At 63.0% G+C, this 13,812-nt stretch carries 8 protein-coding genes; 4 read left to right on the top strand and 4 right to left on the bottom strand.

The window, feature by feature from the left end:
- Window positions 1–175 precede the first annotated feature (175 nt).
- The gene (locus tag H0B43_RS40565) at window positions 176–379 is read right to left on the bottom strand and encodes a hypothetical protein (RefSeq protein ID WP_185723548.1); all 204 of its coding nucleotides are present in this window, start codon (window positions 377–379) and stop codon (window positions 176–178) included.
- A gap of 544 nt (window positions 380–923) precedes the next feature.
- Here H0B43_RS40565 and H0B43_RS40560 point away from each other — a divergent pair.
- The 4 genes from H0B43_RS40560 to H0B43_RS40545 all read left to right on the top strand — a co-directional run bounded on the left by H0B43_RS40560 (window position 924) and on the right by H0B43_RS40545 (window position 9,111).
- Window positions 924–1,718 (top strand): hypothetical protein, encoded by a 795-nt coding sequence (locus H0B43_RS40560; protein WP_185723549.1) that lies wholly within the window; start codon window positions 924–926, stop codon window positions 1,716–1,718.
- Window positions 1,715–2,914, top strand: coding sequence for an XRE family transcriptional regulator (locus tag H0B43_RS40555; protein WP_312033597.1), 1,200 nt, complete (start codon window positions 1,715–1,717; stop codon window positions 2,912–2,914). The genes H0B43_RS40560 and H0B43_RS40555 overlap by 4 nt, the downstream gene beginning before the upstream one ends.
- Before the next feature lie 309 nt (window positions 2,915–3,223).
- On the top strand, window positions 3,224–3,874 hold the full coding sequence (locus H0B43_RS40550) for an Abi family protein (protein WP_185723550.1): 651 nt from the start codon (window positions 3,224–3,226) through the stop codon (window positions 3,872–3,874).
- Window positions 3,875–4,137: 263 nt separating this feature from the next.
- On the top strand, window positions 4,138–9,111 hold the full coding sequence (locus tag H0B43_RS40545) for a DEAD/DEAH box helicase (protein ID WP_185723551.1): 4,974 nt from the start codon (window positions 4,138–4,140) through the stop codon (window positions 9,109–9,111).
- Window positions 9,112–9,353: 242 nt separating this feature from the next.
- Here H0B43_RS40545 and H0B43_RS40540 read toward each other — a convergent pair whose 3' ends face one another.
- The 3 genes from H0B43_RS40540 to H0B43_RS40530 are packed head-to-tail and all read right to left on the bottom strand — an operon-like array spanning window position 9,354 to window position 13,368.
- Window positions 9,354–12,056 carry an AAA domain-containing protein gene (locus H0B43_RS40540; protein ID WP_185723552.1) on the bottom strand — a complete coding sequence of 901 codons (2,703 nt, stop codon included), beginning with the start codon at window positions 12,054–12,056 and terminating at the stop codon, window positions 9,354–9,356.
- A 30-nt stretch (window positions 12,057–12,086) separates the two neighbouring features.
- Window positions 12,087–12,923 (bottom strand): AAA domain-containing protein, encoded by an 837-nt coding sequence (locus tag H0B43_RS43045; RefSeq protein WP_185723553.1) that lies wholly within the window; start codon window positions 12,921–12,923, stop codon window positions 12,087–12,089.
- Window positions 12,811–13,368, bottom strand: coding sequence for a DUF4011 domain-containing protein (locus H0B43_RS40530; RefSeq protein ID WP_185723554.1), 558 nt, complete (start codon window positions 13,366–13,368; stop codon window positions 12,811–12,813). The genes H0B43_RS43045 and H0B43_RS40530 overlap by 113 nt, the downstream gene beginning before the upstream one ends.
- Between the last annotated feature and the right edge of the window lie 444 nt (window positions 13,369–13,812).

The following is a 13,812-nucleotide window of genomic DNA, read 5'->3' as shown; positions in this document are numbered from 1 at the left end:
CCGGTGTCGGTTCTCAGTGTCGCTTCGCATCAGATCTGTTCTCCAGAATCCGTATGTCTCATTGAGACATACGGATTCTGGCGCCGAGGCTGGTCATCGACGGATCTGCCGCGCGGTCGGACCGCTGCCTCGACAGGCCCGTGAGACGTCGCCTCCCGGCTGGATGGACTTGCCATCAGGGCGTGGCCGCGGTGAGGGCCGAGGGCGACGAGTTGACCGCGGTGTCGAGGCCTGGGCCCAGCAGTGTGCCGCCCTGGTGCAGGGCCGCGATCGCAGCGGCGTCGAGTCGATGGGACCGTTGGCATCCGCGAGTTTTGGCGGCGAGGAAGGTGGCGAGTTCGTCGCTCTTCCATCGCAGGCGGCGACGCGGGTGTCGCATCCGGACTGATCCGGTGCAGCCCCTTTGGTGATGGCGCGGCTGAAGTGGCGATGAGACAGATTTCAACCATGAAGAGAAGAAGTGGCGAATTCTCAGCCGAAGTGGCGAGACGGTGGCGAGCACCGGCTCAACTTTGGCGGACGGCTGGTCCAGCGGCATTTGTCCGGTCGAGGGGGCCGCAGTTCCTCCCGAAAATCACCAGATCGCGTGAGACGGAGTGAGCAGCGAGCAGGAGTGGCGCAGGTGGCGAACCGCAGGTCAGCGGTTACTCCATTCGCCGGATCATTCAAGAACCGACACTCAGCCCCCACATTGGGAAGCCCCCCACTCAGAACTCGGAAGGCCCACCAGAGCGAACAGCTCGCCATCTGGTGACCACGCCCGCGCGAGTGAATTTGACGAAACCGAGCTGAGTCGACCGCCATGCCTTCAGAAGGTGCGCGACACCACACCCCGGACAGTCGTAAAGCGCGCATCTTATGTCGTAAAGTTAAGTCCTGCGCCGCAATGGTGCGATAAAACAGAAGATAGAGGGGCAAGCTTCGTGTCAGAAATGAAGCCTTCAGAGTGGTCGCGGGAACGATTCGGTGATGCTGCTGAGGAGTTCCTGCATGCCATTCCGCTCGCGATTCACCGTGCTCACCAGCAATCTCTCGCCGCTCACATCGCCGGTGAACTCAGCACGAACGATGCATATGGAAATACCCTCAAGGCCGCTCAGCACGAGCAGCTGACCGCGTGTACCGCACACATTCCCGGCGTGACCACACGTAAGCCGGCTGAGGTGACCAGCAGGTTCGACCTTGTCGTGTTCGACGAGACAGCGGTTGTGCTTTACCCATGGCGCTACGCGGTGGATGGGTGGACCCGCCGTGAGGGCGTGAAGCTTCCCAAACCGCTGTCCGATCTGCGGCGGTCGCTGTTGACTCTTGCAACTCCGAACGCCGAAGCTCAGTTGTCCTTCGATCAAGTTGATGACGATCCGCAGGACTTCGCTGACGAGCAGGCTGCATTCGATCAGCTCGCCGGGTTCGGCCGGGTGGTGACGATCGGATATGCAAGCAACCCGTCGGGCCTGTTCGACCTGGGTCTTGCTGAAGTCGTACTCGCCGATGAGGAGACCGGTGCCGTCGTATGGCGTCACTGGGAGCCCTTGAATGGAACCTGGGAGTCGCTGGAACTGCGCCCCTCCCTTGTACAGCAATCGGTCCCCGTCACCGGTGGTGTTCGGTTCGACGATGCACCACTCGATGACCTCGTGCTTGCTCCACGAACAGCGGAACCGTTGCACGCGGTAGACGAAGAGCTGGAACCGAAGACCGGGAGTGATGACGTGTGAATCCTCGACCCCGCGTGCGCGGGCAACTCTCCCTTCTCGACGATTCGTCCTCCGTGTCCGGTCAACACGGCGATCGACAGCAGTTGGCGGCGATTGCTGCTGGCTTCGACCCCGCCCGATTGACTCAAGCTCGTCGGCTCGCCGGTCTCACCAAGAAGGCAGTCGCCGAGGAACTCGGTGTGTCCCCGGTTGCGGTAAGTCAATGGGAGGCAGGCACGACGACACCACGGCCAGACAACATCGGCCACCTCGCCGAAGTCCTCGACGTGATTCCATCGTTCTTCGCAGCCGGCCGCCCCTACGCACGACTGGATGGTTCGTCCGCGCACTTCCGGAGCCTGCGCCGGACCCCTGCCACCCAGCGTGACAAGGCAATCGCGTACACCGAACAGGTCTGGGAACTGGCACACGCACTCGAGAAGCGGGTACAGCTGCCCCCCGTGGATCTGCCAACCCTGTCTGCCGACGTTCTCGTTGACGACCCAGGCGCCCCCGAAGCGGCGGCTCGATTACTACGGGAGCACTGGGGGCTGCAGACCGGACCGATCGCTCACCTGGTGCGCACCATGGAGACACACGGCCTCATCGTGACGCTTTCACCGTTTGCCGGCGCAGCTACCGCAACCGTCGATGCCTTCTCCACCTCTCATCTCGATCGCCCGGTCGTCGTGCTCACCCCTGACCGCGCCAACGACATCTACCGGCACCGTTTCACCGCCGCGCACGAGCTCGGCCATCTCGTGATGCATGGCGAACTGGCGACCGGAGATCCACAGCAGGAAAAGGAAGCCGACCGATTCGCCGCGGAGCTACTTACTCCCTCCGCGCAGATCACCCCGCTCCTACCGCCCCGACTCGACCTCAATGCCCTCGAACAACTCGGCAAGGGATGGGGTGTATCGGTTGACTCGTTGATCTACCGGTGTCGCGAGGTGGGGGCCGTCAGCGACGCCGCCTACCGCCGCGCCTATCAACGCCTCAACCAACTCCGCAAACTCAACCTCTTCCGTCCTGAACCAGTCGACGGGTACCCCGGGGAAATCCCCGTCCTCCTCACCCGGGCGTTCGAGCTCGCCGAAGCCAACGGACTCAGTCTCAGGGACCTTGCCGCGGAACTGTCCTTCAAATTGCCCCGCCTCCGCCTACTCCTCGGTGAGCCCAACACCCGCCCAGAACTCCATCTGATCAGTACATGACCCAGGAGCAACCCACCGAGCAACGAACCTGCGTGTCCGCTATGACTGACTCGTGCCGCCGCGCTAAATGCCGGTAAGCGAGGGTTACCTCGACTTGTATGGTGACACGCGCTGACCTGAGGTTTCCTTCAGAAAAATCGGTTATAGGAACCCGAGATACAGGAAAGCCCCAGGTCAGCGATAAAGCTGAATACTGGGGCTTCCAAATCTGAGCCGAGGCGACTTGGCGAACCAGCGGTCATCAACGGCTTACGATGCAGTGATTGTATCGGCGAGGGAGGACTCTTGGCAACCAGCGGGGATGCTTGGGTGGAGCAGTGGCTGAGCAGCGACAGATTTGCGCTCTACGTGCGAAAATCCGGAAACGATCGCACGCGTGCGTTGGAATTGTACGAGTGGAACGCCAAACTCAGCGCCGCCTTTCTCCATGACCTGAACCACTTCGAGGTCGCCCTCCGCAACGCCTACGACCGGCTGCTTGTTGCCGCAACCCTTCCCGGGGACAAGCACTGGACGGACAGATCGACAACGCAACACCTCTTCCCCCCGCACGTGCGCGTCAATCAGAGAACTGGGAAGAGTACAGACGCGAATCGAACCCCACGAGACATGATCGGCAAGGCGCGAAGTGCTGCAGGATCGGCCAACCCGGGAAAGATCGTCGCCGAGTTGATGTTCGGCTTCTGGACCTACATGACCTCCGATCTCCACGAGAAGACTCTCTGGGTTCCCCACCTCCACAAGGCATTTCCTGCGCACACAGACCGGAACAAGATCCACGACACCCTCGGCGACCTGCGTGACTTCCGGAATCGAGTCGCCCACCACGAACCGATCCTCCAAGCCCCCGAGAACCGCCGTCGCCAGTTAGTCCGTGCTATGCGTCTCGTTTGCCCAGACGCGATCGACCACTTCAACACCCACAGTGAAGTGTCGGCCATCCTCGCCAAGCGTCCTTGAGTCACCTTGACGTCGGTCCGGTCACGGGCGGTCGTCCGTGGTCGATGACGAGAAGTCCCGCACCACTGTCAGTCACGCAAATGACAGTGAGGGCGAGCGGAGGAATGAGGTAGACCTGCCTGCGCATCTTCCCGTGCCGCGAAAGTGATCGACTGGCACAAGTCCTTCCTGTGGACCGGCGTTCGGCCTTGCCGACCGACCAGGCAGGATTATCGGATGAGTACCACGGTTCCGTGCGTGCGATCTGCGAAAAGGAGTGTTCAGTGGCGTCGGTTCACGAGGTGATCGAAGCGTTCCGCGCTGCGCCATCCAACTCGGAGCGGGGCACCAAGTTCGAGCAATTGATGGTCCGCTACTTCGAGCTCGACCCGATGCTCTCGCAGCAGTACGACCAGGTGTGGCGGTGGATCGACTGGCCCGGTCGCGGCGGCAAGCCCGACACCGGCATCGATCTTGTGGCCCGCGAACGTGACACCGGTGAATACACGGCCATCCAGTGCAAGTTCTACGAACCCACCCACACCCTCGCCAAGGCGGACATCGACTCGTTCTTCACCGCCTCGGGGAAGAAGCCGTTCACCAACCGCGTGATCATCTCCACCACCGACCGGTGGGGCCGCAACGCCGAGGACGCGCTCGAGGACCAGACCACGCCGGTTCAACGGATCGGGCTGGCCGAAATCGCCGAATCCCCGATCGACTGGAACATCGCCTGGCCCCAAGGTGAGCTCCATGTCGACCTGGCGGAGGCGAAGCGGCACGATCCGCGCCTGCACCAGCAGGACGCCATCGACGCGGTGTTCGCCGGGTTCGAGGCCGGCAACGACCGCGGCAAACTGATCATGGCCTGCGGCACCGGGAAGACCTTCACCGCCCTGAAGATCGCCGAACGCACCGCCACGGAGAACGGCGGGAGTGCCCGGATCCTGTTCGCGGTCCCGTCGATCTCCCTGTTGTCGCAGACGCTACGGGAGTGGACCGCGCAGACCCAGCTGGATCTGCGGGCGTTCGCGGTGTGCTCGGACACCAAGGTCTCCCGCTCGGCCGAGGACATGGGCATCCATGATGTCGCGATCCCGGTCACCACCGACCCGGTCAAGCTCGCCGCTGAGATGGGGCACCGCAAACGGGCCAAGGGCCTGACGGTCGTGTTCACCACCTACCAGTCCCTCCCCGTGGTTGCCGCCGCGCAGAAGAACGGGGTGGACCGGTTCGACCTGGTGATCTGTGACGAGGCGCACCGCACCACCGGCGTGACCCTGTTCGGGGAGGACGAGTCGAACTTCGTCCGCGTCCACGACGCCGACTACCTGCAGTCGGACCGCCGGCTCTACATGACCGCAACGCCGCGGCTGTTCGACGACAAGGTCAAGGATCAGGCCGAGGAGCACTCCGCCGAACTGACCTCGATGGACGACGAGACCATCTATGGTCCCGAGTTCCACCGCCTCTCGTTCGGTGACGCGGTCGGGCGCGGGCTGCTCACCGACTACAAGGTGATCGTGCTGACTGTCGACGAGGAGCTGATCGCCTCGCCGATGCAGGCCCAGCTCGCCGGCGATTTCAGCGAGCTGCGCCTCGACGACGCCTCCAAGATCGTTGGCTGCTGGAACGGGCTCGCCAAACGGGCCGGCCGCACCCCCGACGGCACCGGCTTCGCCCCCGGCGAAGCCCCGATGCGCCGGGGGGTGGCGTTCGCCAAGGACATCGCCGCCTCCAAGCAGGTCGCCGAGGTGTTCCCCGCCGTCGTCGATGCCTACCGGGAGCTGCTCGGGGACACCGAGAACGACGGGCAGAGCGTGGATGGCACCAACCTCGACCTGAGCTGCGCGGTGCGGCATGTAGACGGCACCTTCAACGCCCTGCAGCGCAACGCCGAGTTGGCGTGGCTCAAAGCCCCGGTGCCTGAAGGTGAATGCCGGATCCTCACCAACGCACGTTGCCTCTCCGAAGGCGTGGACGTGCCCGCTCTCGATGCGGTGATGTTCCTCAATCCCCGCAACTCCGTGGTCGACGTCGTCCAGTCCGTCGGACGGGTGATGCGCAAGGCCGACAACAAGGACTACGGCTACATCATCCTCCCCGTGGCCGTACCCGCCGGCGTGTCCCCGTCGCAGGCACTGTCGGACAACCGCAGATTCAAAGTCGTGTGGCAGGTCCTCAACGCCCTGCGTGCACACGACGACCGGTTCAACGCGATGGTCAACTCCATCGCACTGAATGCGAAGTCCGACACCAAGACGGGCAAGGGCAACGACCGGCTGATGGGCGGCCACATCGGCCCCACCCGGGACAGCGACGAATCCGTCGACAACAGCGGTACCGGCACTACCGGCTCGAATGGCACCGCCACCGACGCCGCGCCAGATTCCGGTCCTGCTGGTGGGCAGATGGCCCAGCAGATGGCGCTGTTCTCGCTCTCGGAGTGGCAGGAAGCGATCGTCGCGAAGATCGTCGACAAGGTCGGCACCCGCGCCTACTGGGAGGACTGGGCAACAGATGTCGCCGACATCGCCGCCGCCCAGATCACCCGCATCCGCGCCCTCCTCGACGGCGCAGACGCCGAGGTCGCCGCGGCGTTCGAACGGTTCCTCCAAGGCCTGCAGGACAACCTCAACGACTCGATCACCGAAGCGGATGCGATCAGCATGTTGTCGCAGCATCTGATCACCAAGCCGGTGTTCGACGCCCTGTTCGCTGGCCACGACTTCGCCTCCCACAACCCGGTCTCCCGCGTAATGCAGACCATGCTCGACACGCTCGGGGACTCCGGCCTCGAAGCCGAAACCGCCAAGCTCGACGGCTTTTACGATTCGGTGCGGGTGCGGGCCGCGGAGGTCACCACCGCGGACGGCAAGCAGCAGGTGATCGCCGACCTGTACGAGAAGTTCTTCCGGATCGGCTTCCGCAAGCAGTCCGAAGCGTTGGGCATCGTCTACACTCCCGTCGAGGTTGTCGATTTCATCCTCCGCGCCGCCGACCAGGCTTCCCGGGATGCGTTCGGTCGCGGTCTGACCGACGAAGGCGTGCACATCCTGGATCCGTTCACCGGCACCGGTACGTTCATGACCCGCCTGCTGCAATCCGGACTCATCGACCCGACCGATCTGAAGCGCAAGTACGCCGATGAGTTGCACGCCAACGAGATCATGCTCCTGGCTTACTACATCGCGGCGGTGAACATCGAGTCCACCTACCACGCCCTCATCGGCAGTGAAGATGCGGCGGAGTACACGCCGTTCGAGGGGATCGTGCTCGCCGACACCTTCCAGATCACCGAGAACGGCGACAGCCTCGATGCGGTGATGTTCCCGCAGAACAACGACCGTATCGTCCGCCAGAACACCATCCCCATCAACGTGGTCATCGGCAACCCGCCCTACTCGGTCGGGCAGACCTCCGCGAACGACCTCAACGCGAACATCTCCTACCCGACTCTGGATGGCAGGATCGCCGCCACCTACGCAAAGCTCTCTACGGCGACGAGTCAGCGAACCCTGTACGACTCTTACCTGCGGGCGTTTCGATGGGCCACCGACAGGATCGGCGATTCCGGCGTCGTTGCGTTCGTCTCCAACGGCGGGTGGATCGATAGCAACACCTCCGACGGCATCCGCCTCTCGCTGGCCGACGAATACTCCCGCATCTACGTCTACAACCTGCGCGGCAACCAACGCACCGCTGGCGAACTCTCCCGCAAGGAAGGCGGCAAGGTCTTTGGCGCCGGCAGCCGCAACACCGTCGCCATCCTCATCGGCGTCAAGAACCCCGACCACACCGGAGACTGTGAGATCTTCTACCGCGACATCGGCGACTACCTCACTCGTGAGGAGAAACTCGCCATCGTCGCCGGGGGTGATCTAGGGACCGTCGACTGGCAGGCTGCGACCCCGAATGCACACGGTGATTGGATCAACCATCGGAGCGACGAGTTCGAGATTTGGCCGGCCATCGGAAGCCGGTCCGTGCAGGACGACGTTGCAGTGTTCTCGCGCTACTCGCTCGGTGTGGGGACAAATCGAGATGCGTGGGTGGTGGGATACTCGCGCCGGGTAGTCGAAGCCAACGTTCGCCACCTAATTGCGAGCTACAACGCCGAGATTGCCCCATTCGCCGAGTACTGTGCCGGCCGGGGAATTACCCGGCCAACCGAATCGACCGTAGGTGCTTTCCTCGCAATTCGTCCCGATGCAGCAAATCCAACGAAGATCAAGTGGTCTCGCAAGCTACGTACATCGCTGGCAAAGGGCGTCGCGTTGTCCTTCGACGCTGCCAGTCTCACACGGTCGCAGTATCGACCAATGAACGGCCAACACACCTACTTTGATGCGCAGCTGAACGAGGAACGGTTTCAGATACCGAAGTTGTTCCCGACGCCGCATCATCGGAACTTCGGGATCGCTGCAATTGGCCCGCGGCAGGCTGCCGACTTCGCAGCCATCGTGACAGCTGCAGTCCCCGATATGAACATGTTCACTTACCCTGCGCAGTTCTTTCCTCGGTGGACGTACGAGAAGGCGGGATCCCCTGACGGTGAACTAGACTTCCGGACGGACAATCCTGCGTCGGAGACTGACGAGTACGGATACCGACGCATCGACAACATCACCGACGGGATCCTCGCTCTCTACCGCGGCGCGGTCGGCGACCAGGTCACGAAGGATGACATCTTCTACTACGTCTACGGACTGCTCCACGACCCCGCCTACCGCGAAACCTACGCCGCGGATCTGAAGAAGATGCTCCCGCACATCCCGACGCCCGAGTCTCGGGACCGGTTCGAGCAGCTGGTCGCTGCCGGCGGGAAGCTGGCAGACCTGCACGTGAACTACGAGACCGTGGAGCCGTACGACCTCGATGTACAGCTGAAGAAGGGCGCCTCAGCGCAAGATCGTGAGACGTGGCGGGTGTCGAAGATGAAGTGGAGCAAGAAGAAGGACCCCGAGACGGGGAAGAACGTCGACGACCGCACCACCATCGTCTACAACCCGACGGTCACTATCGCGGGCATTCCTGAGGATGCCGAGCGGTACATGCTCGGCTCACGGTCGGCGTTGGCGTGGATCATCGACCGTTACCAGGTCAAGACCGACAAGGCGTCCGGGATCGTCAACGACCCCAACGACTGGTGCGACGAACACGACAACCCGCGCTACATAGTGGAATTGATCCAACGAGTAGCCGCCGTAAGCGTCGAGACCATGAAAGTCGTCGACTCCCTGAACGGCGGCGACTGAAGTCCCTGATCGACAGCATCACTACATCAGCGAATCCGAGACGACGCTGGGCGAACATCTGCCGGACAGCGGTGAATTCGTGCTCGAATCGCGTGACCGGTTCCGCACCCACTGCTGCCAAGCACCAGCTGTAATGCAGTTTCAGCGGGTCACTGTCGCATACCGCCACACCGGTGGCGCCCCCCAAGGTCAGCGCCTGTGTCCACCTCGACGACGTGACGTGAGCGTCCACTCGAAACGATCTATCCGTCGCGGGCGGACCGGATTGCGTTCTCGAGTGCGACGGTAATGCGTCCGCCTTTCCTCCGGTATCCCAGTTCCTCCATGGCAGTGCGTACCAGTGCGTCCTCGGTGCGTAGCAGTCCGTCGCTCTTGATCCATTTAATGAGTGCGACCAGGTCGCTTTGGGTGTACTCGGTGATCGGGACGCCTGGGTAGATGGCGGGTTTGATTCCGGTTCTACTGGCGCTAAGGAAAGGATCGGGCATCGGCTCGGACTCGGGGGGTGCCGGTTCCGGGGTGTGGCGCGGGCGCTGATGGGAGTCGCTGTCCTTGACTGCTATCTGGTAAGCGGTCAGGGCTTTGGCGACTTCGGTGTCGGGATCACGGAACCAGTCCGTGGACCAGATTCGGTGGAAGCGCCAACCCAGCCGTTCTAGGTGTTCTTGCCGCAGACGGTCACGGTCGCGCGCGGTGTGCGATGAGTGGTAGCTGGCGCCGTCGGCCTCGATGGCCAGCACCATCCGCCCGCGCTGCTCGGGGTGTTGGGCGGCGAAGTCGATGCGGTAGCCGCCCACCCCATACTGGGCCGTCAACGGGATGCCGGCGCGGGTGAGGCGGTCACGGACGTCGATCTCGAAGGGGTTTAGAGCGGGGGGAACCGGGGTCGAGGAGCCGAGATCTTTGCCGCCGGATTCCATGAAGGCGAGGTACTCGCGGAGAAGCTGGGCTCCACGGGCATGCAGCCGGTTCGGGTCCAGGTCCGTCGAACCGAACGAACTGACCAGCGTCATCCGCCGTTTGGCACGGCTGACGGCGACATTGAGTCGTCGCTCGCCGCCGTCGTTGTTGAGCGGCCCAAAGCGGTAGACCATGCGTCCGTCGGCGCTCTTGCCGTAGCCAATGGACAGGATGATGGCGTCTCGTTCATCGCCCTGCACCCGCTCGAGGTTCTTGACAAAGAATCGTTCATCCCGGCTTTCGAGGAAGAACTCGTTCAGCTCGGGTCTTCCACCGAGCTTGGCACGCAGGGCCGCTTCGATGCGGTCGGCGTGCTTGAGGCCCATCGTGATTACACCCAACGATTCGTCGGGCCGGTCCTGCGCGTGCTGGAGAACCAGCGCGACGACCGTGTCAACCTCGGCGGCGGTGGACTCCTCCGTAGCGACAGGATCCGCGATGAAGGGCACCTGGACGTGTTGCAGAACACCCTCGGTGTGTGAGCCGGGGAACGTCGTCAACGACCTGTCATAGATGTGGGCGTTGCTGAAGGCGATGAGACGTTCGTCCTGGCTGCGGTAGTGCCAGGCAAGGCCTCGGAACGGCACGATCGCGGTCAACGCGTCGAGGACCGACTCGTAACCGGACGTGAGGGCGACGGTGTCGGAATCAGTTTCCGGCTGATCGTCGTCGGTGGACGCAGCCCCGAAGAAGTTGGTGGGGGGAAGCTGTCGCTCGTCGCCGGCGACCGCGATTCGTTTGCCCCGAACGATGGCGGGAATTGCGTCGGCGGGCGGGATCTGGCTTGCCTCATCGAAGATCACCACGTCGAAGAGTTGCTGCAGGGGCAGCACTTGGCTGACGACGAGCGGTGACATCGCCCAGCAGGGTTTGAGGGCCATGAGCACATCGGGGGCTCCGGCAAGTAGCTCACGCATCGACCGGTGCCGAGTCTTCTTTCCCGCCTCGGCCCGCAGCAGTGTCGTTTGGTCAGGATACGCATCGAGCACCCGGAACAGTGTCTCGGAGCAGGCGCGTTGCACCCGAGCGGAGGTCGTGCGGATATGCCGGGTATCCGCCTGCTGGAACGCCGTCACCGTGCGAGTCATGGTCGAGCCCTGGAAGGCGCCATAGGTGGGATCTGTGAAGGAAATTTCATCGAGTATCGACTGCAACCAAGCTCTGTCGAGTAACTCAGCGACGTGATCGGCATTGATGCGGAGGCGGCGGCACTCGTCGAGGAATGAGCCCAGGCCCGCGCCGTGCAGCCGGGTTTCGAGGTGGTGGCGGCGTGGCAGCCGGTGCAGTGTGGCCTGATCCGCGATGAGGTCGTCGACCAGACGTGACAGCTGCACCATGCTCAGCGTCTCGAGGTCGACGGGCTGGTTGAGGTGGGACGTCAACGCCGCCAGATTGTTTGTGAGCTGCTCGAACGCGCCATGTACTGCGGGAAGATCGGCAGGCAATCGCGGACCGCGCCCGTCTCTGCAGGCCTCACGCCACTGCACAACGACCATTTGGACGGCCACCAGCTTCGTGTGCAGATCGGCGGTCGTGGGAGTTCCCGCGTGCCAGTAGATGCGTGCCTGCTTGCGGAGCCGACGGCGCTCACCCCAGCCGAGAGTGACCGCGTGTTGCTTGCGCCACCCGCGGCTTGCGGTGGCGGCGATGAGCGGGGAAAGATCCTGTTCGAACACCTCGGGGGTGAAGGACTTGAGAATGTCGGCCACACCGTCGAGCAGCCGTAAGAGATCGGGCCAGTTGCTCACAGTCTGGGGTTCCGCAAGACCGGTCTCACCGACTATCGCGGTCAGCGTGTTCGCGGCACGAGGGAGGGTGTGGCCGCTGAGCTGGGTGACACAGTCGAGGGCCACGCGCACCTGCTCGGGCGTGGTGATCGGCGCGCCGTTCCACGGACCTTCCGACCGCGTCAGTCCGCCGAGCTCGGCGTACTCGACGACCTCATCCCTAGCGGTGCCGATGAACGTCTCAGTTGCTCGCTGCAAATCCGCGCCGCGGAACCTGAAGTCGATGTTCTAGCGCGGCAGACCGAGCAACCTCGCCTGTAGGTCGAAAACGCTGATATCCCACGGCGCCCGGCGTTGATGCAGGCAGCGGGTGTGTGCGAGCACCCGCTCGCGGTTCGTTGCCAGATCGCGGTGCTGGTCAGCGAGGTTGGTCGGCGGCGTCTGGCTTGCACGGTCGAGCGTTGCAGCCAGATCCTGGGCGACCTTGCGGCGGTTCGGAGATCCATCGTGCAGGTCCATCACCAGACCGCCGAGGTCAACCCGCTGCAGCCGCGACAGTACGGCGTCGATCGCCGCACGCTTCTCAGCAACGAATAGCACCCGGTATCCACGTGCGATGAGCGTCGCCACCAGGTTAGTAATGGTCTGGCTCTTGCCGGTGCCCGGCGGTCCCTTGATGACAAGGTTCTTCCCGGCGACGACCGCGTTGACGGCGTAGTTCTGGGACGAGTCGGCATCGGCGACAAGGAACTCATCCTGCGGCGGCGTGTGATCGGGCAGCGACTCGTCCATCGATGCCCCGCCGTCACCACGGATTGCTTGCTGTGCGACCCGGTCGCCAGCCAGCGCGGCAACAACGTCGTGCGCCTCGAGCAGGTCCACACCTTTTTGCAGGTCGTTCACCATCGGAAGCTTGGCGTAGGTGAACGTCCCGATGACCATCTGGTTCTCGATCGCGAAGCCCGCCACCTGGCCGGCCTGCTTGCACAGCCGCTCGAATACCGGTTGCGTGTCAAGAGGTGCCGACGGTTGGATCAACTCGACCAGATCCTGACCGTCGATGTCGATACCGAACTCGTCGGACAGTCGATGCAACAACACCGGGTTGATCTCGACCTTCGTCATTGAGCGTCAGATCGAAGTCGTCCTCGGTTGCAGACCGAGGCTTGATCACGATCTGCCGCAGAATCACAGGCGCCGCTGGTTTTGCAGCTCCGCGCTGCGTTTCCGGCTCGTGCCAGGTCGCCATGCCCGAGGTGAGGTAGCCGGCGTTGATGCCACGTTCTTCGTGGAGCTCCCTGATCTTTTTGTGGATCGTCCGCAGGCGCTTCAGGACCTCCAGTCGCCTGGTCTCGTCCGGGTACAACGCTGACATCTGTACCGCGCGCCCGGCCAACAACGCCGTCAGTGGCTCGGGACGGGCATCGCCGAGATCCAGTGTTCCGGCCTTAAGGTCCCGGTAATACAGCAGTGTGTTGCGTTTGCCGACGTCGATCAAGTCCTTGCGCCACTGCTCAATCGCCGCGGCGACCAACCGTGAACGTGCCCCGACACCACTCTCTTCTGCCATCGCTCGTCCCTCTGGTTCGCCTCGACCGTCCTGCCGTGGAACCAGTCGAGACCACCCGGGTGAGAACTCGGCCATCAGGACCCGCGCACAAGGCGAAAGTTCTGTAGCCGGGGGGTTGCTCGACTGTTCGGCATGGCGATCATTGTGACATTGGCAGGTTCGGATGTACGCCACGACATCGGGCATGGGGTCGCCGCAAATCAATCACACCTCGAATTGCTGAATTGCAGCCTCGGGCTGCCCAGTTCAATGTCATTCAATCGAATGTCATTTGAACGAATGACATTCGAAGGTGATGCCAAACGGCGGTACAGTGTCGCCGCTCAGGCTGTCAGTCACACCGCTTATGCTGCGAAAATGCGCTTAGTCGCCCGGATCGAAATGAGCAAAGGAACGAGGGACCATGGTTGCGGAGTCCACCCCCGACTCGGAAGGAACTGAGTC

The organism is Rhodococcus sp. 4CII, assembly GCF_014256275.1.
Taxonomy (GTDB): Bacteria; Actinomycetota; Actinomycetes; order Mycobacteriales; family Mycobacteriaceae; genus Rhodococcus_F; species Rhodococcus_F wratislaviensis_A.
This window is presented reverse-complemented; position numbering and strand designations above follow the sequence as displayed.

Excerpts from the sequence above, each read along its gene's own strand:
- H0B43_RS40530 (WP_185723554.1), bottom strand. The coding sequence starts at position 13,368 with ATGGCAGAAGAGAGTGGTGTCGGGGCACGTTCACGGTTGGTCGCCGCG.
- H0B43_RS40565 (WP_185723548.1), bottom strand. The coding sequence starts at position 379 with ATGCGACACCCGCGTCGCCGCCTGCGATGGAAGAGCGACGAACTCGCC.
- H0B43_RS43045 (WP_185723553.1), bottom strand. The coding sequence starts at position 12,923 with ATGACGAAGGTCGAGATCAACCCGGTGTTGTTGCATCGACTGTCCGAC.